The organism is Leptospira congkakensis (genome assembly GCF_004770265.1).
Taxonomy (GTDB): Bacteria; Spirochaetota; Leptospiria; order Leptospirales; family Leptospiraceae; genus Leptospira_A; species Leptospira_A congkakensis.
The window spans coordinates 171,555-194,414 of the sequence record NZ_RQGQ01000017.1 but is presented as its reverse complement, the minus strand read 5'-3'; the positions used below and the strand labels follow the sequence as shown (position 1 = coordinate 194,414).

Below are 22,860 nucleotides of genomic sequence, written 5' to 3'. Positions count from 1 at the left end.
TTAGAAATAAAAAATTACTTTGCCTTTGATTTTTTCAACCGGGACAAGACCAAACGAACGGGAGTCTGTTGAATACTGTCTGTTGTCACCCAGAAGAAGATAATAACCAGGAGGGATCCTTCCTTGTCTGTCCATAGCCAAAAAAGGAGAGTTGTGGCGATTGATAAAAATAGATGTACTCGGTTCGCTTGTGTAAGTCCCTTTCGGAAGATAATTTTCCAATAATTCTGTAGAGTCGATCAGAACCCGTCCTGCTTCGATGGAATAAAATTCTCCTGGTAAACCTATCACTCGTTTGACGACTAGTTCATCCTCTTGGCTGACAAATAATACTAAATCCAATTTATCAATTTTGGGATCCGTATAAAGAAGTTCTGTTCCAAAGAATTTGGCAGAAATGGCAAATCCACCTTTCCAAACAAAAACCACCGATCCGTGTTCTAAGGTCGGATACATGGAATTTCCTTGGATGGAATAAATTTGGAATAAAAAGATACGCACAAATAGGAGGAAACAGAGGAATAAAAAGATCAAAATGCTACGCCGAGTGTAACGTTTGAATTTGGCCCACAGGCGGGAGACTTTAGTTTCTGTTTCCATATCCATCAAAAAACGATAAAAATCATTCGTGCATTTTTCCCCTTTCTCCAGAATGGAAAAGGAACTTTCCGTAAATCTGAAGCCTAGAGAAGTCTATGTCACTTACAAAATATCAATTCCGAGCACAGTTTCGTTGTACCAATGAATCTTGTGGCAAAACCTATCCCCTCCACCAGGTGATTTATTCCTGCGAATCTTGTGGGGAACTTTTAAATGTCGAACATGATATAGACAGTCTCAAACAAGTTTCGGCAAAAGAATGGAAGTCGGAATTTGAATCTCGGTTCCGTTCTAGTCAATTTCCGAATGCCTCTGGGGTTTGGGGGAAAAAAGAATGGGTTCTCCCTGGAATTAGCGATGAAAATATCATCACTTCCGGAGAAGGGACCTCTCATTTATATGACGCTTCTCGATTTGCCAAGGACTTGGGACTTTCGAGCCTTCATGTCAAACAGTGCGGGGTTTCTCATACCGGTTCTTTTAAAGATTTAGGGATGACGGTTCTTGTGAGCCAGGTCAATCAAATGATCGCGGACGGAGTGCCCATCAAAGCTGTCGCTTGTGCGTCGACAGGTGATACCTCGGCGGCTCTTGCTTCCTATGCGGCCAAAGCAGGAATTCCTTCCATTATACTTTTACCAGCTAACAAGGTGTCAACGGCTCAACTCATCCAACCTGTTTCCAATGGTGCTCTTGTATTAGCACTGGAAACAGACTTTGATGGTTGTATGGCGGTAGTGAAAGAACTCACCAAAGAAAAATCGATATATCTAGCAAACTCAATGAATTCGCTTCGAATCGAAGGTCAAAAAACTATTTCGGTTGAGATTACACAACAGTTAGGTTGGAAAGTCCCGGATTGGATTGTGATTCCTGGTGGAAATTTAGGCAACGTATCCGCGCTCGGAATGGGATTCGAGATGATGTTGGAACTTGGTCTTATTGATAAATTACCAAGAATTATTTTGGCTCAGGCAAAAAATGCAAGTCCTCTCTACGAATCGTATAAGAAAGGTTTTGCGGACTTCTCTCCTGTGACTGCAGAAAAAACTTTAGCCTCTGCGATCCAAATCGGTGATCCTGTTTCCGTCAAAAAGGCAATTCGTGTTTTAAAGAAATTCAATGGAGTTGTGGAAGTGGCTACAGAAGAAGAATTGGCCAATGCCGCAGCTCGTGGGGATTTGTACGGACTTTATAATGATCCTCATACAGGTGTGGCTCTTGCGGCACTTTTAAAATCAGTGGAATCGGGTGTGGTGAAAAAGGGTGAATCCGTGGTTGTGATTTCCACTGCGAATGGACTTAAATTCACAGAATTCAAATTGGCCTTTCATGAAGGGAAAATCCCTAATATTGACGAGAAATTGAAAAACCGCATCCAAGCATGCAAACCAACTCTTGAAGGAGTGATGGAAATCCTAGGTAATCAACTGAAGAAATCATAAATCGCTAGACAAATCCCCTACATGTTGGCAAATTTTTTCAGTTTACCGGTATGTCCCAAGAGATCCAACTAACTTCTCAATTCTGCACTTCTGTCGATCGTGCTGTGGAGTTGGGAAAAAAGGTTTCCATGATCACTTACGTGATGGGGGATATCGGAGAGGCAAAACTCAAATACATTTTGTTGCGGATTTTGGATTCTCTGGGTCGAGCTGATTTGATGGAACTTTTTTACACAGCCGCCAAAGAACTCATTGTCAATTCAACCAAAGCAGCAATCAAACGAATCATCTTTGAAGAACTCAATCTCAACATTCAAAATTTAAAAGATTATGAAGAGGGAATGAAACTATTTAAAACCAGTCTCAATGAAAGAAAATTTCCCAATTATAAAAAGAAAATGAGAGAGACTGGTCTTTTTGTAAAAATCAGCTGCATTTACCAAAAGGATAAAATCGACTTAGAAATTAGAAATAATTTTCCATTATTGCCTATTGAGGCTGAACGAGTAAAAGAAAAGTTTATTAATGCGAAAAAGTATGATAATCTATTCGAGTTCTTTATGGAACACGGCGATAGTACGGAAGGAGCGGGAATGGGAATCACAATGGTAGAAATATTATTGTCCCAATCTGGTTTTGACCGTCGTTTGCTCTCTATATATTCATCAGAAAGGAAAAAGGAAACAGTAGCGCGTGTGGAAGTACATTTAAGTGGAATATCAAAATCCGCTGAAACTCACGAACAATTGTTTGTAGAATAATGTCCGAATTAAGTTCAAAAGCAGACCAACTCAAAAAACAAGCAGACCTAATTGGTCTGACCCGAGAAGCCGTGTTTACGGACGAACAAGCCAAAGAAGTTTTACAAGGTAAAATCACAGATGGTTATCTTGTGAAAATCAAAATCGACTTGGACAGTTTGAACGGAATGGTTCTCATTCTTGTGTCTTCCATTCGAAAACATGTAATGGAACTTTATGCTGTTGTGGGAACCTCACCAACATTCCGACGAATTCGTACCTTCGCCGATCATGTTCAGATTTCTACTGACTTAGGTGATATTGGAAAATCTGGTGGGTATGATCCAGCAATTTCCGAGAACATTGGTCGTGCGGTTCACAGAGCCTTCACCAAAGAGAAGTTAGAAGAACTTTTACCACTTTGGCAAAAAAAAGATCCTTCTCATATTACGGAAATTTTGGAAATGCCACTTCTCGCTGCTACGAAAGGAAGAAATATAAAACTCCAAGCAGAAGTAGATAAACTTTCTACAGCAAAATTTCGTTATGAAAATCCGATGAAAGGTGTAATTTTACCCATTCCTAAACCAGAAGATGAAACTCCTTCTGCCAAGGATGCTTCGGTTCCAGGTGTCTCCACCGAACCAACCAGAGGTGAACTTTCTCCACTGGATCGTCAAATTGCTCAATACCGAACTGCCTTCCCTAAAGAACTAAATATGAAAACGGTCATTTCACCTATCAATGGTGTGGAGTTTGATAACTTAATCGAAGGTATGGAAATTTTGTTTCGAGTTCCAACAGAGACTCCTGAAGGTTTAACAAACGCACAAATCCTGGGCCTGATTGATGAAGAAGGTAAAATTTCAAAAGAACCAGTTGTGGGAAAGTTTCTCGGAATTGCGGGAAACAAAACAGAATATCATATCTTCGCGGAAGGTCCAAACCAGTATTTACTTCATTCCATAGAGGAACATCCTGTAAAAGTTGCCATTCCTAAACCAACCGGTATGACGGGCGGTGCAAACAAAGGTTCTGCGGCGCAAGGTGCTAAGAAAAAAGCGGGAAATGCCGCGGCACAAGAATCCAAGTCTTCAGGTGCCAACTTATTTATGTTAATGGGTGCTTTTGTTACGATTGTTCTTTTTGGAGTTTTGATTTTTGTGATGGTGATCTTGTAACAAGATCACCCGGCAACTACGATATTAACGAGTTTTCCCTTCACATAGATTTCTTTTTTGATTTCTTTGCCTTCCCAAAATGGTTTTGCTTTTTCCACTGTTTTGGCAAGGCTCAAAACTTCCTTCTCTTCAATGTCTCTAGGTGCAAGGAACTCTCCTCGCATCTTTCCATTCACTTGAATCACGATTGTGATGTTGGCATCAATTAAATACTTCTCATCCCATTTTGGATAAGGATGGTAAGCAAGAGATTCTTGATAACCGAGTTTCGCCCAAAGTTCTTCCGCCAAATGAGGTGCAAATGGAGAAAGAGCCAGAACAAAAGGTTCTAAAACTTTTTTAGGTTTTCTTGGATTACTTGTGAACTCATTGATGAAGATCATCATTTGTGACACAGCTGTGTTGAATGAGAAATTATCGATATCGTCTTTTACTTTTTTAATGGTACGATGAAGAGTTTTGAGTTCGGCTTCGTTTGGTTCGATATCTTCTACAAAGAAAGTTTCGTTTTCACCAGAATGAAAAAGTCTCCAAACTCGATTTAAAAATCGAAACACCCCATCCACTCCGTTTTTACTCCAAGGTTTGGACATTTCAAACGGACCCATAAACATTTCAAAAAGTCGGAGTGTGTCAGCACCAAATTCAGAAACAACGTCATCTGGATTGACAACGTTCCCCCTTGACTTTGACATTTTTCCTTTATCTTCACCGAGAATGAGACCTTGGTGGACTAACTTTTGGAAAGGTTCTGGGGACGAAACATGCCCTAAATCAAAAAGGATTTTATGCCAGAATCTTGAGTATAGCAAGTGTAATACGGCGTGTTCTGCCCCGCCTACATAAACCTCGACAGGCATCCAAGCTTTTTCCAGCTCTGGATCAATGAGTTTATCGTTGTTTCTTGGATCGATATACCTTAAGTAATAATAACAAGAACCTGCCCATTGCGGCATGGTATTGGTTTCTCTTTTTCCTACTTCTCCCGTTACAGGATCCGTGTATACAAGCCAATCTTTTGCTAAGGCAAGGGGAGATTCACCAGTTCCCGAAGGTTTGAATTCTTCTAGGTCAGGTAGAACTAAAGGAAGTTCTGATTCAGAGAGGGCTTTCGGAGTTCCATCAGCAAAGTGAACGAGTGGAATGGGTTCACCCCAATACCTTTGTCTGGCAAATAACCAATCTCTGAGTTTGAATTGGATTTTTTTGCGACCAATTCCTTTTCCTTCCGCCCAAGTTGTCATTGTTTGGAAGGCGTCTTTGTAAGATTTACCATCTAACTTAACTTCTGCGGAAGAAGAGTTGATACAAACAGAGTCTTTTGAATCAAAAGCAAGGTTTGGTTCCATTTTTCCATCGATCACTTGTTTGATCGGAAGTTGGAACTTCACGGCAAAGTCATAGTCTCTTTGGTCATGAGCAGGAACGGCCATAATGGCACCGGTTCCATAAGAGATTAAAACATAATCGGAAATATAAATAGGAACTTTTACAGAGGAATCCGTAGGCAAACTAGCATAAGATCCTGTAAAAACTCCGGTTTTATCTTTATTCAGTTCGGTTCTTTCCAAATCACTTTTTAAGGAACAATCTTTTTGGTATTTCTCGACAGCGGATTTTTGTTCTGCAGTGGTGAGTTCTTTTACCAATGGGTGTTCTGGAGCAAGGACAAGGTAAGTAGCACCAAAAATGGTATCAGGTCTTGTTGTATAAACGGTGATGTCTTTGGAAACGTGAGGAACGTGGAAACACAGTTCCAATCCTTCTGATTTCCCAATCCAATTTCTTTGCATCTCCAAAGTGGAAGTAGGCCATTCACAAAGAGAAAGATCATTTAGCAAACGTTCGGCGTAAGCTGTGATGCGCATCATGTATTGGCGCATGGGTTTTCTTTCTACAGAATACCCTTTCGATGTCCATTCTTCCACTTCTTCGTTGGCAAGAACGGTTCCGAGAGCTTCACACCAGTTGACTGGGATATTGGCTTCATACACCAATCGGAAATGGGATAAAATATCTTCTTTTTCTTTGCGGGATTTGGACTTCCAATCGGCAGCAGAGAACTGCACTCCTTTCGGGAGTTCCTTTCCTTCAAAAAACACAGATCCTTCTGATTCCAAAGTTTTGATGAGTTGAGCAATCGGGAGGGCTTTGTTTTGTTTTCTGTCAAAGTAGGAATTGTAGATTTGCAGGAAAATCCACTGGGTCCACCGGTAATAATCGGGATGGGTGGTGGATATTTCTCTTTCCCAGTCATAAGAAAGGCCAAGGCTTTTGATTTGGCGACGGAAAGTATCGATATTGTTCTTTGTTGTGGTGCGAGGGTGGACTCCTGTCGTCATCGCATATCGTTCTGCGGGTAGACCAAAAGCGTCCCAACCCATAGGATGGAGGACTTCAAATCCTTCCATTCGTTTGAGTCTTGAAATGATGTCGGTGGCTGTATATCCCTCAGGGTGGCCTACGTGAAGGCCAGCGCCACTTGGGTAGGGAAACATGTCTAAACAATAGTATTTAGGTTTGGTTGAATGGGCGTTTGTGCGAAAGGTCTGGTTGTCGTCCCAGTGTTTTTGCCATTTTTGTTCAATATCTTGGAATGGATAATTCATCGACTAACGTAGAGAAAGTGTAGTAATTCTACTTTCTCACGGAGTCGATGATTTTTACAAGCTTTTTGAAACTCTTAGACAGACAAACTTTACAGAGATTGTATTGAAAGAGGTTGGTGACGGATCCACATTCCGCACAAGGTTTAAGATTGTTAATTTTCACATTCATAAAGTCTGCATTTTTTATCTGTGTATTGCATTCGAGCATTCTATATTTACCTGTATGAGTCCGCTTATCGACAGTGCTGTTCATAACTCCCAAAAATCTCCAAAAAAGAGGGGAGGGGAAACACTACGATGAAGTTACTTTATATGAAACCCCACCTTTGGGGTCAAAAAAAATTAGGATGTACGCTCAAAAAGATAAGTAAAAATTTGTCAGAATTTTTTCGAATCGGTGCAATATAGTTGGAACGAAAATGAAAATTGAAAAAATTATAACTGTTATGGAAAAAATTAAAAAATCGTTGTTAGGTGGTATTTTTTCTATTAAGTGCCCGTTATTAGTCATGTCTTATGTGTTAGGTGATAAAATCTTTGGGGGAAAAACCTAGTGTTGGAATTTAAAAATGTGTTTAAGTCATTTCACAATGAATCAGAAACGATTGATGTGTTGAAAAATATTTCATTTCGCATTGAAACAGGCGAATTTGTAGCGATTATAGGCCCATCTGGATCAGGTAAATCAACACTTCTAGGTGTAGCGGCTGGTCTAGATAAACCTGATACAGGGATTGTGGCACTGGATGGAACCGATGTTACCAAGGAAAATGAATCAAATTTAGCTGATTTACGTGCTGATAAGATTGGTTTTATCTTTCAGAACTTTCAATTACTTCCTGGACTCAATGCCATTGAAAATGTAGGGATTCCCTTATACTTAAAATCTTCTCTGTCAGAGGCTGAGATTTTAAAAAAATCAGAAAAAATATTAGAATCTGTTGCTATGTCACACAGAGCCACACACTTCCCAAAACAATTGTCAGGTGGTGAAGAGCAAAGAATTGCCATCGCAAGAAGTTTTGTGAACGATCCAAAGATTATTTTCGCAGATGAACCGACAGCTAATTTAGATTTCAAAAATAGTAAAACAGTTTTGGATCTTTTGTTATATAGAAATAAAGAACAAGGCACAACTTTAGTTGTAGTCACTCATGATCCAGACGTAGCAAAACTTGCAGATCGTGTTTTAGAAATGAAAGATGGGGAAATTATTTCAGATTCAAGGAACAAAAAACAAAGTAAGTCGGGTTCTTTGAAAAAACTGGCTACAAAAAAGACCACCAAACAAAAAAATACGAACGTTACTTCTAAGCAGGCGCGTCGATGAAAGCATCTTTGTTTCGTTTTTATCTAAAACGTGAGCTTTTCTCTAGGTTTCGGTATTCTTTACTCATTGTAGTCTCCATCACTCTCGGTGTGGGTTCTGTGATTGGAATCCATTCTTACAAAGACAATACGGCAAATGCCATTAGAAGAGAGGCAAAATCAATTATGGGGGCCGATATTGCCCTCCAATCCCCCCAAGAAATCACAAAAACAGCAGAAAAATTGGTCGAAACAAGCCTTCCAAAGGGTTCGGAGACCAGTGCTTCCATCCAATTTTTATCCATGATTTCCAATGAATCAGGGGAAGAAAACTCTCTTAGTTTTATCAAAGCGGTAGAGACCAATTATCCTTTTTACGGGGAAATGAAAACCGAACCGGAGTCTGCGTATCGTAATTTAAAACCAAACCAAGTTCTACTCGATAAGTCTCTTGTGGAAAATCTCAAACTAAAAATTGGTGATCGAGTGCGGTTGGGTGATAGTTTGCTCATGTTAGCTGGTGTTGTGGTCAAAGAACCGGGTGCTGTGGGATCTTTTGTAGGTTCGGCTCCGGGTTCCATCATTCGGAGAGATACCGCCAACCAAACAGGACTTGTGCAGAGAGGAAGTCGGATTCGTTATACCATCTATGCGAAATTTCCTGAATCTGTAGACAGTTTGGGTTGGAAGGACAAAGAGTTTGAAGCCCTCATCAAAGAAGATTTAACCATCTATCACAATACAGAAGTCAATTCGGGATCCCAACAGTTTATCAAAAACACTTTTGATTATATGGCACTCCTGGCTCTGGCAGGATTTTTTTTAGGAGCCATATCTGTTTATACAGCAGTAAGAACTCGGTTACTTGAAAAACGAAACGAAATTGCAATCCTTATGTGTCTTGGTGCCAAACCCAATTTGATTTTACTTTTGGTTTTTGCTGAAATATTCATTTTATCAATACTAGGAACCACTCTTGGACTTGTCCTTGGATATGGAATCCAATCTGTTTTACCCGATATCAGCGGACTGATGTCAGTAGAAACTGGTATTGCCTTTGGCCTTTCTTTTTCTTCTCTTCTATGGAGTGTGGTTCTTGGAGTGGTGTTACCACTTCTTATCTCTATTCCTCTTGTTTTAGAAACAAGATCGGTAAAACCTTTAGCTGCTTTAAAAGAAGTGGAATCACAAACCAGTGGGAATTTATCCACATCCAAATGGCAATTCGGATCCTTTCTTTTGATTTATCTTTTGTTTACCAGTCTTGCCATTCTTGAAACAGAAAGTTTCTTTAAAGGAATTCTTTTTACATTAGTTTTGTTAACTTTGCCAGTCCTTGTGTACGGATTGTACATATTGTTTGGACTTCTCATCACAAAAATTTCCAAACTCGGTTGGTTGTCCAAAGAATGGAGTCTTGTGACTAAAAAAGTCACTCGTAAATCAGGAGCTTTACGACTTTCTATCATTGGTCTTGGATCGGCTCTGTTTATCCTCACTTTATCACTGATCTTACAAGAGAGTTTACTCGAACTGAGTGGTGCCCGTGAGATTGAACGTAGACCCAATATGTTTCTTTTGGACATTCGAGAGACTCAAAAAAATGACCTCCTAACGGCAATTAAGGCCTTTCCTGTGGAGAAACAATACTTGGCTCCTGTGATTGGCGCGAGGCTTTCCAAAGTCAATGGAGAGCCCATTAAAAAAGAGGATACCATCAAAAATGCAATGGATCGTAATTGGCGAGCCACCGCAAGAACCCGGGAATATTTTTTGTCCTATCGGGACGAGTTGTATGATACGGAAGAGGTGACCAAAGGGTCCTTTTGGGAGGAATCAGGGCGAAATGAAATTTCGGTAGAACGGGACTTTGCTGGGTATTTGCAAGCGGGAGTGGGTGATGAGCTGACTTTTAATGTCCAAGGCCGTGAAGTTTCTGGAAAAATATCAAACTTACGTTCGGTGAACTGGGCCGATATGAAACCAAACTTTGTTGTGCTTTTTTCTAAGGGAATTTTGGAGAAAGCGCCTAGGTTTTATATAGTTTCCTTACTCATTGATTCTAGTGAAAACAGATACCAATTACAAAAGGTCATTGTGAATCAGTTTCCGAATATCACAGTGATTGATACGGAAAAAACCATCCAAGCCTTTATGGGAATTCTTGAGAAGGTCACACAGATGATGGCACTTATGACTGCTTTTATTTTGGCAGCTTCCTTTGTTCTCGTATTTACAACGTTATATGCCAGCCAATCGGAAAGGAAACGTGAATTTGCTTTGTTACGAGTGATTGGTGCCAACAGTCGTTTTATGGTAAAACATTTTCTCAGGGAAGCCTTACTTGTTTCTGTGATTTCATTTTTACTGGGACTTGTTTATTCCATAGTATCCAACGAAGTTCTCAATCGTTCGGTTTTAGAACTAAGAAGTGTTTATCCTTACGGACAATTGGTGTTTGTGTTCTTAGGAATTTGTTTTGTTACGGTGAGTTTATACGCACTCGGACTATTTAGTTTCTTTCGAATGCCAACGAAGACGGTTCTTAAGGAAATTAAATAAAGAGAAGATTCGGTGTATGAATCAGATCTTATTTGTGTGAGTTCTTTTGTAATGTAAAGATAAGAATTTAAATTAAGAAAGTTATTTCTATCTCGTTAAAAACAAAAAAGCCCGGGTTTGCAGTCCGGGCTTTCTCATTGAAAGAGATGTTTTCGGGATTATTGTGCTACCGAAATAACCTCATCTCGGTTGATTACGTTAACGATATGTTTGTATTCAGGAGAATCTTTTCCATATTTTAACTCAGTGGCACGTAATAAGTGAACGTTCTTTTTGTAACGATACTTGAAGAGCATATCATCTGGACCTTTTGTCTTTTTGATCATGTTTTCTTCGAAGCTATATGCACTTGCAAGATACTTGTGAGCAGGATATTCTTTCTCGTTATCATCGATTTCGATGTAAAGTTCAAGAATTGGGATGGTTTGAGGAAGATTTTGAAGGTCATACTCAGCCATAATCCAAGAACGATAAACGTCAGAAAGAAGTCTTTTGAACTCAGGTCTTTCTCTTAAGTCAGGGTTTTTAATTTCATCAAGGTGATTGATCGATTTAGAGAAGTAGTTGAGAGCGTCTTGTTTCGCTTTCATTTTTTCACGGTAAACAACGCGTTCTTCTCTAGCTTTACGATCAACTTTTTGCCAGTACCATTTTTCATCTAAGCGTTTCTTTTCAGCTTCTTCTTTGCGGTACTGCTCTACCCAATCTCTATTTTTCATAACGGTGTTAACACCGGATTGGTAGTTAGAAAGTGCTAAACGGAATTGGTTGTTTGCAAAAGTTTTAGAAAGTTGGTGTAACTCTTGGAAAGTTTTGTTATACCCTTTAAAATCAGGATTCTTCCAAAGAGATTCCTGTTCCATAATTTCTTTCTTTCTCTTTTTTTGGTCTTCGGTAAGTTCCGCATCGTCATTCTCAGGAACGAGTTCGCCTTTGAGAAGTTCGTCGACTTGGTCTTTAGCCGCTTGGCTATCTTGAGCGTTCGCAGGCTGAGTTTGTGCGAAAAGCACACTGAAGCCGGACACCAGTTGGAGAATAAGGAGATACTTAATAATCTTCATAGTCGTGTGACCCTTTTGTCTCTTTCAATATTTTGAAGGAACAGGTTTATCTATTTCTTCAATGAAAGTATCGGAATGGCAAGAGTCAATAATAACGAATTAAAGAGGAAAAAAACCTAATTGTGAACTTTTTCTTTCGATTCTTTTCCATTTAAAGGGACATAAGTCCTGAATCACCTAAAAAATCTCATTCCTTGACAGCTTAGAGAATTCGGGAAGATTGCTCCTTGGAGATGAATTTATCCGAAATTACTGCCATCCGGGACGGAAATCCACAGTGTAAAACCTGTGGTGGGGTTGGAATTACCTTAGCGGAACATGTTCGCGGCTCTCGTTCTGGTGCTCTTGTTCTTTGCCATTGTATTGGGAGTGACTGTAACACTTGTGAGTCGAAGGGACAGGCACCTTTTATGACTTTTGATAGGAAGTTGGACAAAATGCTTCCTTGTGTTTGTCATAATGCCCGATTCTCCCTTCGCAATTGGGAAAATTTGGTCGAAAAAGCCAACATTCCTGCAAGGTATCGCTTCCAATTTTTGTCCAATATCGACATTGGAGACACAGCCAATGATCCAGATATGTCCTTTATCATTGCTCACGACTGGGCAAACGAACTGGTTCATAAATTTAAAAATGCAGATTTTTCCCCACAAGGATTTTACCTTTGGGGTGGGACTGGATCTGGGAAAACCTTACTTGCTTGCGTCATATTAAATGAACTCATCTTTCGTTATGGAATTACTTGTAAGTATGCAAAGGTGAATAAAGATTTTTTATCAGCCATTCGTGATACTTACCAATCCGATAGCGAAACCCATGGACAAGAACGTTCCATCGAAAGGGAATTTGCAAACGTTGATGTACTTGTGATTGATGATTTTGGTGTCCAAAAAGAATCCGAATTCAACAATAGAAAGTTATACGATCTAATTGATAGCCGTTATGAACAAGAAAAACTCACACTTCTCACTTCAAACCATTCTTTAGTGGAGTGGAGAGACAGAGGCCAAGGTCGAATTTATTCACGGCTTATGGAAATGACAAAGGAAATTGAACTCAAGTGTCCGGACTATCGGACTAAGTTTGTAAAGAGGTAAGATCATGAAGTATTCCAATATTGCCTTTTTGTCTCTGGGTTCTAACATCGGTGACAGGCACCATTTTATGGATCAGGCAATTTGGGAAATTTCTACCTTACCAGAAGTGCAAATTTTAAAACAATCGGAAAGATTGGAAACGGCCCCACTTGAGAATACAAACCAACCTTATTTTCTAAATCAAATTTTAAAGGTGATGGTTTCTTCTGCCTTCACTCTTCCTTGTTTGTTGGATTCTCTCCAAGGGATCGAAGACAAACTGGGTCGAAAACGTAGGTCTTGGAAAGGGCCAAGAGAAATTGATATCGATATCCTTACCTACGAATCAGTGGTAATGAAAACAGATTTTTTACACCTGCCTCACCATTCGCTTTATTCAAGACCATTCATTAAACAACTATTAACCGATATGGGAGAAATTGGAGTGTATGCACTCTTTTTGGAACTAAACCATGAAAAACATTATTCTTCAGTATAAAAAAAAATACGATGCCGGAGAACCTATCTCTGTCATCACTTGTTACGATTATACTTTTGCCACTCTCTTTAACCGAACCGAAATCGATTGTATTCTTGTAGGTGATTCTTTAGGAATGGTGATCCAAGGAAATCATTCGACACTTCCCGTAACTCTGGATGAAATCATCTACCATACAAAAGCAGTTTGTAAAGGGGCACCTGATAAAACCATCGTTGCTGATTTACCATTTTTATCTTACCAAACATCCATTGAAGAGGGGATTCGTTCTGCCGGCCGTGTGCTCAAAGAAACCAATGCTTCTTGTGTCAAACTAGAAGGCGATTCCGATTTTATCATAGAACTCACCAAACGAATGACAGAATCGGGGATTCCGGTTTTTGCTCATTTAGGCCTCACACCACAATCGGTTCACACTCTCGGTGGACACCGTGTCCAAGGAAAAACCGAAGTCGCTCGCTCCAAAATGGTTCGTAAAGCCAGAGAACTTGCTGACGCAGGCGCCTTTGCCTTGTTACTCGAGATGGTTCCTGAATCTCTCGGAAAAGAAATCACCGAATCCATTCGGATTCCGACGATTGGGATTGGTGCTGGAAAATATACTTCCGGCCAAGTGCTTGTGATGCAAGACCTACTGGGTCTGAATGAAGACTTCCATCCTAAGTTTTTAAAGAAGTTTGGGAATTTTGCGGGGCCAGTGAAGGATGCGGTGAATTTATACCACCGCGAAGTTTCGAAACGTGAGTATCCATCGGAAGCCCACGCTTTTTTAGATACTTAAACTTTATTTTCTCTTTCTCGCCGCTTCGGCCAATCTCTCGAGCATAGGAACTGTTGTTTCCCAAGAGACACAAGCATCTGTGATGGACTGGCCATAAGTCAGAGGTTTGGCATCGATGGATTGGTTTCCTTCTTTTAAGTGGCTTTCAATCATCACACCTAAAATGTTTTTACTACCTTTGGCAAATTGTTCTGCCACAACATCAATCACAGCTGGTTGTTTGCGATAGTCTTTTTGGCTATTGCCATGAGAACAATCTACCATTACTTTTGGAGGGAGGCCTGCTTTTTCAATTTGTGCACCCACTTCGTTGACTGACGCCTCGTCAAAGTTAGGTCCTTTGTTTCCCCCACGTAAAATTACATGAGTGTCTTTGTTTCCAGCCGTGCGAAAGATGGCACTACTTCCTTGGTTGGTAACAGAAAGAAAATGATGACTAGAACTTGCAGAACGAATGGCATCCACTGCAATTTGAACATTGCCATCGGTTCCATTTTTGAAACCGATAGGTGCCGAAAGACCAGAAGCCAATTCCCGGTGGACTTGGCTTTCTGTGGTTCTTGCCCCAATGGCACCCCATGCCACTAAGTCAGCAATGTACTGGGGAGAGATGACATCTAAAAATTCGGTTCCGCAAGGAATTCCCATATTGTTAAGATCTAATAAAAGTTTACGAGCTAGTTGGAGGCCTTTGTTGATATGAAATGATCCATCTAAATCTGGATCATTGATAAGTCCTTTCCAACCCACAGTGGTTCTCGGTTTTTCAAAATAAACTCGCATCACAATCAGAAGTTCATTTTTAAACTCTTCGATTTTTGGTTTGAGTTTGGATGCATATTCCATCACGGCACCAATGTCATGGACAGAACAAGGTCCAACAACAACTAACATACGCTTGTTGTCTTTGCCGTGGATGATATCAGAAATTTCACTTCTGGTGCGAACGACTACTTCACAAGCTTCGTCAGTTAACGGAAATTCTTCCATAATGACAGAAGGAGGGATCAGACTATGTTGTTCTAAAATTCTTAAATTGGCTGTAGGTTTCATAATTAATACTTTTGCATGGAAGGATCGACTAAATCGGAATAGGCTAAGGTTCCTCCCGCTACGTTTTTGTAGGATTTAAATCCTGCTTGGGCCAAAATGCCACAGGCCATTCCTGATCTTCCACCCGAACGGCAATACACTAAAATTTCTTTATCGATTTGGTTTTTGATTTCTTCGATCCGAGCTGCAAGTTCGCTCACGGGAATGAGTTTGTCTGTTCCGGGAACCAGGGCAATTTGTTGTTCATTCGGGTTTCTTACATCCAATACAAAAAAATCATCCTTTCCTTCTGCACGTGCATCTAGACGTTTTTTAAAACTGACTACATCGATTTCCGGTACCATTATGTGACTCCGCCCATTTCCTCTAGTTCTATAGTTACATCCTCCCAACGTTTCGTGAGGAGGGCAATCTCTCTTTTAATATCGTTATAAGTGTCCATTTCCAACTGAAAACTTCTGTTTTTAAAGAACTCTGGATCCTGTAAAAGTTCCTCTTTGTCCTTTTTATTTTTTTCCAGTCTTTCTATTTGGACTTCCAAATCGGCAATTTCTTTCTCTAATTTTTTTCGTTTGTTTTTGCTGGCTTGTGGATTGGCTTTTTTTTCTTCAAATTTAGATTTGCCGGTGGTATTTTGGGCCGGAGATTCCGTTTCATCTTCCTTATGGAACTTGAGGTAATCGTCAAAGCTGCAATTTAGGTTTTGTAAGACACCGCCAGAAAGTTGGAAGGTGCGGTTACAAAGTCCCTTCATAAAATCAGGATCGTGGCTAATGATGAGAAGGCTTCCTGGAAAATCAATGAGAGCCCGTTTGACCGCTTCCCGGATCACAATATCCAAATGGTTTGTGGGTTCATCTAAAAATAGGCAATTGGTCGGATGGTTCACAAGGAGGGCCAGCCGAAGTCTACTCTGCTCTCCACCTGATAAGTGTTTTACGGATTTAAAAACTCCATCTCCTGGAAAGGCAAAGTGTCCAAGTAAGGTTCTTGCTTTTTCTTCACTGAGTTCTGGGTATTTTTTGATTACGGTTTCAACAAGGTTTAGGCTTTCATCCAGATCTTCCCCGTGAGTTTGGGAAAAATATCCTAGTTTGGTTTTTGGGCCATAATAGAGAGAACCAGAATCCAACTTATGCCTTTCTAAAAGACAACGCATTAGGGTTGATTTCCCTGCTCCATTCGGGCCAACGAGTGCGACTTTGTCGCCAGCAGAAATTTCGATTTCTGCATTTTCAAAGATGGTTTTTTTCACACCTGTATTTTTATCGGGATAAGAAAAGGAGGCATTTTCTAAACGAAGGATGATATTACTAGAGGGAACAAATTGGAATTGGTAATCAGGTTTTTGATTCCAAAAAGATTCTTCCGGATTTTCCAGTTTGTCTCTTTTTTCCAATCGTTTGATGACTGATTGGACTTGCCTTGCTTTTGTTGCTTGGGCACGAAATCGTTCCACCCATTCCATTCGGCTTTTTAGATAGGTTTCTTCTTTTTCGAATTGGGCTCTTAGTTGTTCTTGGATTTCATTTTTGGCTTCAAAGAATTCTTCCAAACTTCCTTGGAATTCAAACGTTCCATGAGGATTGATTTCGATGATGGTATCAACCGTTTGGTTTAAAAATTCTGGATCGTGTGTTACAAGAACAAAGGCTTGGTTTTGAGATACTAAAAAGTCAGCTAACCATGATTTGGTTTTATCATCCAAATGGTTTGTAGGTTCATCGAGTAGTAATAAATTATGTGGATTGAGAAGGGCAATGGCTAGACCAATCCGGTGGTGATAACCCGGAGAAAATTCTCTGGTTTTTCTTTGGAAGTCAGCCGTAGAAAATCCAAGGCCCGATAGAATTTTTTTGGCTCTTGCTTCCAGACCGTGTAAGTCGTGTAAGTGGGCAAATTCTTCTAGATCACTTTGTTCGTGGAGTAAATCTTCAAAAGCAGGATCTTCATGATTTATCGTTTCGAATTTGGATTCGATGAGTTTTCGTTTTCCATCATACTCGGCATAGAGTTTGTTTTCATCAAGGACAGTGTCTATGACGGAAGTCTCGGGACTGAATTCTGGAATCTGTTGGAAAAGGGAAAGGACGGTATTTTTGGAACGAATGACTTCCCCAGATTCGGGTTTCATCTTTCCGGCCGCCATTTGGAATAGGGTGGTTTTTCCGGAACCGTTCGGGCCAACAATCGCTACGCGACACCCTGGTTTGATATGCCAGCTGAATCCCTCAAAGAGGACTTTGGGGCCGAAGTGTTGGTGGATTTGGATGAATTGGATCAAGGGCTGTGAAAACCCGCCGTAAGGCGGGGAATTTAGGAGGGACTAACCTTATTTCTTGGCTAGAAGTTCCGCCTTTCTTTCGCGAAGGTGTTTTACATAAAGGCTAGATTCGCCGTTCATGGTTTCCACTGATTTGCTGATGGCTGAGTCAATTTCTGCTACAGTCATTTTCGCGATTTTTTTGTTCTTCTTTTCTTTTTCTTCTGACATGGAAGTTTTCCCCTTTTAGGTACGTCACTGAGATTCTTCCAGAGTTTCCTCGGTAAATGAGACTGCAAGAAAAATAAGACAAAAATACAGACAAGTTTCAAACTGACCGGATGAAACGACTCCGACGATTTTTCAGTGAAGTGTACTTGTACGATGTCCATGGTCTGGCTTCGGAACTTTCGTTTACTTTCCTTCTGACTCTCTTCCCACTTCTTGTGGTTTTTGTGACCTTACTTGGACTTTTGCAAGATCCGAGAACGATCAACTTAGTGACCGATCAAATTGGTAAATTTTTACCCGCACCCATTTTCCAACCTATAGACAAAAGTGTAGAAAATCTAACAAAAGTTAAAAGTTACAATGTAATTGCTCTGAGCATTGCCATTTCGTTTTTTTCGAGTTTAACCATTTTTGGAACCATATCCAAAGCCCTTCGTTTTATTTCAAGGGATGAAACAAAGGTTGGTTTTATTGCTTCGCAGTGGATCAACTTTCGATTGCTTGTGATCTCTCTTGTGTTACTTGTTTTGTATTTTTATTTAACCTATGGAATGGTTCACGCAGAACGATATTTGTTCCAAAAGTTTCGATTTGGATTTTTTAGAAATAGTCCTTATTTATCAGTCTCTCTGATTATTTTGCCATATAGCATTGGACTTTTTACATTTTATTATGCTTATATTACCAAAGCAAAAACCACTTTAAAAGAAAATTTGCCGGGTGCCATTTTTGCATCTCTACTAGTTCTTGGAATGAGTTTTGGATTTCAGTTTTATTTAAAAATGAAAAACGTAGGTGTGAATTATTCTTTAGCTTACGATTTGATATCTAAGATGGTAGTTTTGATGTTGTATACTTATATCAACTCAACATTTTTTATTTGGGGATTTTTATGGAACCAGGTCCTAGCGGATGATCGAAATAAAAAATCTCAGTCTAAAAAATAATCAGGTTCTAAGATCCTTGGACAAAAGGATATAATGATCCCAAAGTAGTGGCGTGCGAGCGAAAAGAAAAGCCACTCTCCACCAGAAGAAAGGATATCATCCGCATCAAGATCGGTGTATCCTTTTTTGTGAAACAATTGGTCAAGGCTCCAGTTTTCTTCTCCAGGAATGACTTGGACTTTGAGATGTGCATAAAATTTATTTTCTAAACTATGATAACGAAATACCAAGGCTCTTCCACCTAACGGATTTCTGATGGTGAAAGTGAGCCATGTGGGGAAATCATTTTCTGGTTCCGAACTCAAGTGGTAGAGTTCCCAACCTATCTCTTTTGCATTTCCAAAAAATTCTTGAAAACTAGATGTAAAAGCAGATTGGTATTCGGCTGTGATCCCCATTTCTTTTTTGATAGAAATAAAACCCTAGAATTAAGGCAAATTTTATCTCATTTTTTCTAAGAAAGATTTAAAATGTTTTTTGAAAAAGAAAAACAAATTCCGGTTTCCCTAAGAAGGAGATTCATTAGAATGGGGAGCCTGAGGTTTGCAATATGATCGAAACCATCAATATCAATTGGCCTAGTGGAGCCATCGATCCCATCATCCACTGCCCAGCTTGTGGGAGCCTTGTTCTTAGTCCCTTAGAGGAAGAAGGGCCTGGTTGTCATCACATTCAATTCATCATCGATAGTGAATCTGGCGAATTTAACTACATCACAGAATCCTTTGATGAAATTTTAAAAGAATTTCGTAAACCCGATGTAGAAGAATTTGATGAATGGGATGCCACAGAAGTTTTTTTAGAAGAAGCAGAATCCAATACATTCTATGTGATGAATTTAATTTTGCCTAGTAATGTTTCCATTGAAGATGATCCTGTTTGTTTACGAATTGGATTTGAATTATTTTTTAGTGAAGACCAAGAAGAATTGTACGAAGAATTAGAAAGAAGACATGATGAGGAAGGTTTACATGACCATAGCCAGAACTAAAGTTTTAAAATTAGGATTATTAATCTCTGTATTTTTTGTTTTATCCAATTGTTTGATTAGTTATAAAGACCATCCAAAAATTCTTCCTCTTCCTGCGGAAGAAAAAACAATTGATGCAAATTTTGTTTATGTACTTCCCACTTTTCCCCAACTCAACTTAGGGGGAAGGGAAGCCTTAAAGAATTATTTTCAAAACAAAACTCGTTTTAAAAACACAGTGGAAGGAGTGGATGTACCAAAGTCAGGGTATTTGGTGAATGTAAAGGTTAACTACCGTTCACCGTCCCCAGAAGCAACTGTGTTTCTTGGAATTTCCACTTTAACAGCGACATTACTTCCTGCATGGTCAACACAAGACGGATACGATATCCAATACCTTCTCTATAAAGATGGAAAAAAAGTAGCAACTTATGATTACCATATTTTTAGAACCTATGCGCAGTGGCTTTTATTTGTTCCTATCTCTTGGTACAATTTTGAAACTGCAACGGAAAGAGAAGTATTCGAAAGAACCACTCTCAAGTTTTTTGAGGATGCCAAGGAACATTTCTAAAATCATTGGATCTCAACTTTCAAATATACAATGAGTTTGTTTGGGGATTTTGGCCCGGGATCATCGTTGTATTTGGAGTTGGGTTCTTTGTTGGGTATTTAGCATCGTTTTTGGGACTCGGGGGTGGATTCATTTACACCCCTTTCTTTCATAGTTTTTTCCATCTAACGGCAGTTCAAGCAGTTGCTGTTTCTCTAGCACAGATGCCGGTATCTTCTCTTTCCGGACTTTTTGTTTATTATAAAAACAATAAAATTAGATGGAAACAAGGGTTCCTTTTACTTTGTACGTCAATCCCTACAGCCCAGTACACTGCCTATAAATTTGGTAGGTTTGAGGACACCGAACTCGGCAAACAATTGTATTATGGGATTCCGTTTTCGGAGTTTATCTATCTAATTGTATTTACTGTTTTTTTAGGAATCCTTGCGATTTATAATTTGATAACAGCACTAAAAAGAAGGAAAAAATACTACCAATCTTTGGAAGTGCAGTCCCAAAATTCTTATCCAACTCTTATGGCCTCTTCCGAAATCTCTGATTCTAATTCCAATTCTGGTTCAAACGCGGGTTTGTCTGCATCGACTCAAAAGAATCATTCAGAATCTTTTTCTTATTCTCGCAAATCGGTAGTGATTGTCCTTTTGACGGGAATCTTCTTTGGTTTGTTTTCTTCTTTTTTTGGAATTGGTGGAGGGTTCTTAGCAGTCCCTTTATTTGTGTATTACTTTCGAATGAGTCCTGTGGAAGCCGTTGCCACTTCTTTTCTTGGAATTTTTCTCACTTCCTTTGGAACCAGTGTATTGTATTTTTTCCAAGGAAAGTTACATTTGGAACTTGCCCTTGTGGGAAGTTTTGGTGGGATCTTTGGGGCAAGGATTGGTTCTTTAAAAGCAATCAATGCCAAACCATACACCATTCTCCTTGTTACAGCCACATTCCAATTCTTAGTAGTGATTTGGTATGTAATTGGAAAACTACCAAAGTTTTAATTTGTTAGAAAATTCAAACTACAGTAAAAACTCTTTAAATCATAAAACTTTCTAATTCACGTCTAGGGGAATCGTATTCATAGGAACTTCTTCCCATCCTTGCAATCAATTGGATTTGTTCTTTGGATTTTAGTCCGAGTATCGTTTTCAAGTGTTTGGTGAAAGTTCTACTTTCAGGATAATCTTCCACAGATTGGTTCATGGTATGAAAGGCAACCTTTCGAACCGCACAGGCCAAACTAACACGCATAAAATCCCTTCCGGTTTCGATCCATGTACGTTCTTCGTCAGATCCTTCCGTAATCAAAAAAACAAGTGCCTTGGAAGAATAAACTTGGTTTTGGAACATTTGGATTCCGGCAGCTTTGGAAGATTCGGAATGCCAAGCTTCCTTAGATAAATCCACAAAGAATGTTTTGGCAAACCAAAGTTTGATTCCCGAAAGTCCATTCCCTTCGAGTGTGAGTCCATCTCGTTTTTGATAGATGTCTTCTTTAGAAACGCGAAACCATTTGCGATTCAGTTCATTCGATTCGGTACGATTGGTTTCCATAGCGAAAGCTGCATCCAGTATCGGAAGTATAGATTCTAATTGTTTAGGATCATTGATAAAAAGCAATTTATGATGGCTTGGACCCATTAACATTTTTAAGTCTTCTATTTCTTCTTTAGTCATCAAATCTCCCGAATATATGGAACGGTTCATTCGGCGGTCAGGTACTCCAGAAAATAAAAAGTCATGCACACATTTTGATTTGGGAAAAATTTGAAATTTGGCAATAGGTGTGGACAAAAAAGTTTTTGGACTTGGTTTCCCTTTTGGAAAGTACACGATTTTGGTATCAAACATTAGTTTATCGGCTGTTAAGTGAGCAAGTTCTAAAAAACAACCCTGTGTGTGGAAAAATTGCCGGTTTAGGGAATCGATTTCTGGGAGTTGTTTTTCTCCGTCACCAAAAAGCAAAAATTCGGAGTCGGAAACCCGTTTGATTTTCCAAGGTTGGGAATTATGAGAATTGGGAGCAAGTAGGGCCGTCACAAGGATCTGGTCTAGCGGTTTGGTGAACCCCAAAGACTCCGCAAACCCAAGTGGGTCTTTTCTGTGTAGGGCGGAAGATTCGGCCCCGTAAGCATATAAATTCTTTTGTAATGTGGACAGGGAAACCAAGGCACCGGTGGCAAAACTGTTAATTAGAAATCTTTTTCTTGTGAGCTTCATTATTTTCCCATTTATGGTTCTAGACCTTAATTGGATAGGAGTCTAATCTAAAATGTCAACCAACTCTGAACCTTTTTCCATTGATATCGTATCCGATGTAGCTTGCCCTTGGTGTTATGTAGGAAAAAAGAAACTGGAGTTGGCTCTCCAAACTGTAGGAACTAAAATTGATCCACAAGTTCGATGGAGACCTTTCCAACTTTCACCAGAAATTCCAGAAGAAGGAATTGATTACAAAGAACACCTAACACAAAAATTTGGAAGTTTGGATAGATTGGATGGAGCTTGGCAACGTCTCACAGATATCGGAAAATCTGTTGGAATTCCTTTTCAGTTTGAAGCCATACCGAAAGCCACGAACACACTTATATTACATGCACTTGTAGCTGGACTTTCTACTTTAGAAGAACAAGCTAAGCTCGTGGATTTGTTTTTTTCTGCCAATTTTACAGAAGGAAAAGATCTTACTGACAAAGAAACCATTTGGAAAGTGGCAGAACCATTGTACAAAGACCGTGTTAAGTTTGATGCAATTTTTGCAGATCCAGAACTCAAAGAACATATCCGACAAGAAATAGCTTATTACCATCAAAATGGAATCAGTGGGGTTCCTTATTTTATCATCGGTGGAAAGTATGCTGTGAGTGGGGCACAAGACCCATCTGTTTTTGTGGAAGTGATTGAAACTGTTTTAAAAGAACGCGAGTCAGAAAAACAAAGTCAATAAATTAACGTTTCATCTTGACCCA

The 22,860-nt window shown here is 39.5% G+C and carries 22 protein-coding genes; 13 read left to right on the top strand and 9 right to left on the bottom strand.

Annotated features, from left to right (window positions below; translation table 11 throughout):
• Complete coding sequence (gene lepB / locus EHQ70_RS14380) at nucleotides 1-600, bottom strand: signal peptidase I (protein ID WP_244288350.1); 600 nt, start codon at nucleotides 598-600, stop codon at nucleotides 1-3.
• Between the two features lie 95 nt (nucleotides 601-695).
• Here lepB and thrC point away from each other — a divergent pair, with 95 nt between their 5' ends.
• Genes thrC through EHQ70_RS14365 form a run of 3 tightly spaced genes read left to right on the top strand, consistent with a single transcriptional unit; the run spans nucleotide 696 to nucleotide 3,966 of the window.
• On the top strand, nucleotides 696-2,045 hold the full coding sequence (gene thrC, locus EHQ70_RS14375; RefSeq protein WP_135587556.1) for a threonine synthase: 1,350 nt from the start codon (nucleotides 696-698) through the stop codon (nucleotides 2,043-2,045).
• Nucleotides 2,046-2,095: 50 nt separating this feature from the next.
• Nucleotides 2,096-2,806: a hypothetical protein gene (locus EHQ70_RS14370; protein ID WP_135587554.1), complete on the top strand. Its 711-nt coding sequence runs from the start codon at nucleotides 2,096-2,098 to the stop codon at nucleotides 2,804-2,806.
• On the top strand, nucleotides 2,806-3,966 hold the full coding sequence (locus EHQ70_RS14365; RefSeq protein ID WP_135587552.1) for an LIC10486 family protein: 1,161 nt from the start codon (nucleotides 2,806-2,808) through the stop codon (nucleotides 3,964-3,966). The genes EHQ70_RS14370 and EHQ70_RS14365 overlap by 1 nt, the downstream gene beginning before the upstream one ends.
• A 5-nt stretch (nucleotides 3,967-3,971) precedes the next feature.
• Here the strand turns inward: EHQ70_RS14365 and leuS are convergent, their stop codons facing one another.
• A complete protein-coding gene (leuS, locus tag EHQ70_RS14360) occupies nucleotides 3,972-6,575 on the bottom strand; it encodes a leucine--tRNA ligase (protein WP_135587550.1) in 2,604 nt (867 codons plus the stop codon).
• A 553-nt stretch (nucleotides 6,576-7,128) separates the two neighbouring features.
• Between leuS and EHQ70_RS14350 the strand changes: the two genes are divergently transcribed.
• Complete coding sequence (locus tag EHQ70_RS14350) at nucleotides 7,129-7,905, top strand: ABC transporter ATP-binding protein (RefSeq protein WP_135587546.1); 777 nt, start codon at nucleotides 7,129-7,131, stop codon at nucleotides 7,903-7,905.
• Nucleotides 7,902-10,445 (top strand): ABC transporter permease, encoded by a 2,544-nt coding sequence (locus tag EHQ70_RS14345; protein WP_135587544.1) that lies wholly within the window; start codon nucleotides 7,902-7,904, stop codon nucleotides 10,443-10,445. The genes EHQ70_RS14350 and EHQ70_RS14345 overlap by 4 nt, the downstream gene beginning before the upstream one ends.
• A 158-nt stretch (nucleotides 10,446-10,603) precedes the next feature.
• On the opposite strand, the gene fcpA is transcribed toward EHQ70_RS14345, so the two are convergent.
• Nucleotides 10,604-11,506, bottom strand: coding sequence for a flagellar coiling protein FcpA (fcpA, locus tag EHQ70_RS14340; protein ID WP_135587542.1), 903 nt, complete (start codon nucleotides 11,504-11,506; stop codon nucleotides 10,604-10,606).
• A 233-nt stretch (nucleotides 11,507-11,739) separates the two neighbouring features.
• Here fcpA and EHQ70_RS14335 point away from each other — a divergent pair, with 233 nt between their 5' ends.
• The 3 genes from EHQ70_RS14335 to panB are packed head-to-tail and all read left to right on the top strand — an operon-like array spanning nucleotide 11,740 to nucleotide 13,862.
• Nucleotides 11,740-12,603: an ATP-binding protein gene (locus EHQ70_RS14335; RefSeq protein ID WP_167481720.1), complete on the top strand. Its 864-nt coding sequence runs from the start codon at nucleotides 11,740-11,742 to the stop codon at nucleotides 12,601-12,603.
• Between the two features lie 4 nt (nucleotides 12,604-12,607).
• Nucleotides 12,608-13,081 (top strand): 2-amino-4-hydroxy-6-hydroxymethyldihydropteridine diphosphokinase, encoded by a 474-nt coding sequence (folK, locus tag EHQ70_RS14330; protein ID WP_135587538.1) that lies wholly within the window; start codon nucleotides 12,608-12,610, stop codon nucleotides 13,079-13,081.
• Entirely contained in the window at nucleotides 13,056-13,862 is an 807-nt protein-coding gene (gene panB, locus EHQ70_RS14325; RefSeq protein ID WP_135587536.1) for a 3-methyl-2-oxobutanoate hydroxymethyltransferase, read from the top strand. Before folK ends, panB begins: the two co-directional genes overlap by 26 nt.
• A 3-nt stretch (nucleotides 13,863-13,865) precedes the next feature.
• Here the strand turns inward: panB and EHQ70_RS14320 are convergent, their stop codons facing one another.
• From EHQ70_RS14320 to EHQ70_RS18595, 4 genes are read right to left on the bottom strand one after another with little or no spacing between them, the layout of a single operon-like run.
• Nucleotides 13,866-14,915: a 3-deoxy-7-phosphoheptulonate synthase gene (locus tag EHQ70_RS14320; RefSeq protein WP_135587534.1), complete on the bottom strand. Its 1,050-nt coding sequence runs from the start codon at nucleotides 14,913-14,915 to the stop codon at nucleotides 13,866-13,868.
• A gap of 2 nt (nucleotides 14,916-14,917) precedes the next feature.
• Nucleotides 14,918-15,259, bottom strand: coding sequence for a rhodanese-like domain-containing protein (locus EHQ70_RS14315; RefSeq protein ID WP_020776119.1), 342 nt, complete (start codon nucleotides 15,257-15,259; stop codon nucleotides 14,918-14,920).
• Nucleotides 15,259-17,199 carry an ABC-F family ATP-binding cassette domain-containing protein gene (locus EHQ70_RS14310; protein ID WP_135587532.1) on the bottom strand — a complete coding sequence of 647 codons (1,941 nt, stop codon included), beginning with the start codon at nucleotides 17,197-17,199 and terminating at the stop codon, nucleotides 15,259-15,261. Before EHQ70_RS14310 ends, EHQ70_RS14315 begins: the two co-directional genes overlap by 1 nt.
• Before the next feature lie 48 nt (nucleotides 17,200-17,247).
• The gene (locus EHQ70_RS18595) at nucleotides 17,248-17,409 is read right to left on the bottom strand and encodes a hypothetical protein (RefSeq protein WP_165779465.1); all 162 of its coding nucleotides are present in this window, start codon (nucleotides 17,407-17,409) and stop codon (nucleotides 17,248-17,250) included.
• 110 nt (nucleotides 17,410-17,519) lie between these two features.
• Here EHQ70_RS18595 and EHQ70_RS14305 point away from each other — a divergent pair, with 110 nt between their 5' ends.
• Complete coding sequence (locus tag EHQ70_RS14305; RefSeq protein WP_135587530.1) at nucleotides 17,520-18,356, top strand: YihY/virulence factor BrkB family protein; 837 nt, start codon at nucleotides 17,520-17,522, stop codon at nucleotides 18,354-18,356.
• Here the strand turns inward: EHQ70_RS14305 and EHQ70_RS14300 are convergent.
• Nucleotides 18,341-18,754, bottom strand: coding sequence for a hypothetical protein (locus EHQ70_RS14300; RefSeq protein WP_135587528.1), 414 nt, complete (start codon nucleotides 18,752-18,754; stop codon nucleotides 18,341-18,343). The genes EHQ70_RS14305 and EHQ70_RS14300 overlap by 16 nt on opposite strands.
• Nucleotides 18,755-18,906: 152 nt before the next feature.
• Between EHQ70_RS14300 and EHQ70_RS14295 the strand changes: the two genes are divergently transcribed.
• The 3 genes from EHQ70_RS14295 to EHQ70_RS14285 are packed head-to-tail and all read left to right on the top strand — an operon-like array spanning nucleotide 18,907 to nucleotide 20,892.
• Nucleotides 18,907-19,347 carry a hypothetical protein gene (locus EHQ70_RS14295; protein WP_135587526.1) on the top strand — a complete coding sequence of 147 codons (441 nt, stop codon included), beginning with the start codon at nucleotides 18,907-18,909 and terminating at the stop codon, nucleotides 19,345-19,347.
• On the top strand, nucleotides 19,328-19,900 hold the full coding sequence (locus EHQ70_RS14290; protein ID WP_135587524.1) for an LIC12231 family lipoprotein: 573 nt from the start codon (nucleotides 19,328-19,330) through the stop codon (nucleotides 19,898-19,900). The genes EHQ70_RS14295 and EHQ70_RS14290 overlap by 20 nt, the downstream gene beginning before the upstream one ends.
• 5 nt (nucleotides 19,901-19,905) lie before the next feature.
• Nucleotides 19,906-20,892, top strand: a complete 987-nt coding sequence (locus EHQ70_RS14285) for a sulfite exporter TauE/SafE family protein (protein ID WP_135587522.1) — start codon at nucleotides 19,906-19,908, stop codon at nucleotides 20,890-20,892.
• Between the two features lie 34 nt (nucleotides 20,893-20,926).
• On the opposite strand, the gene EHQ70_RS14280 is transcribed toward EHQ70_RS14285, so the two are convergent.
• A complete protein-coding gene (locus tag EHQ70_RS14280) occupies nucleotides 20,927-22,111 on the bottom strand; it encodes an Acg family FMN-binding oxidoreductase (RefSeq protein WP_135587519.1) in 1,185 nt (394 codons plus the stop codon).
• Nucleotides 22,112-22,163: 52 nt separating this feature from the next.
• Here EHQ70_RS14280 and EHQ70_RS14275 point away from each other — a divergent pair, with 52 nt between their 5' ends.
• The gene (locus EHQ70_RS14275; RefSeq protein ID WP_135587517.1) at nucleotides 22,164-22,838 is read left to right on the top strand and encodes a DsbA family oxidoreductase; all 675 of its coding nucleotides are present in this window, start codon (nucleotides 22,164-22,166) and stop codon (nucleotides 22,836-22,838) included.
• Nucleotides 22,839-22,860 lie beyond the last annotated feature (22 nt).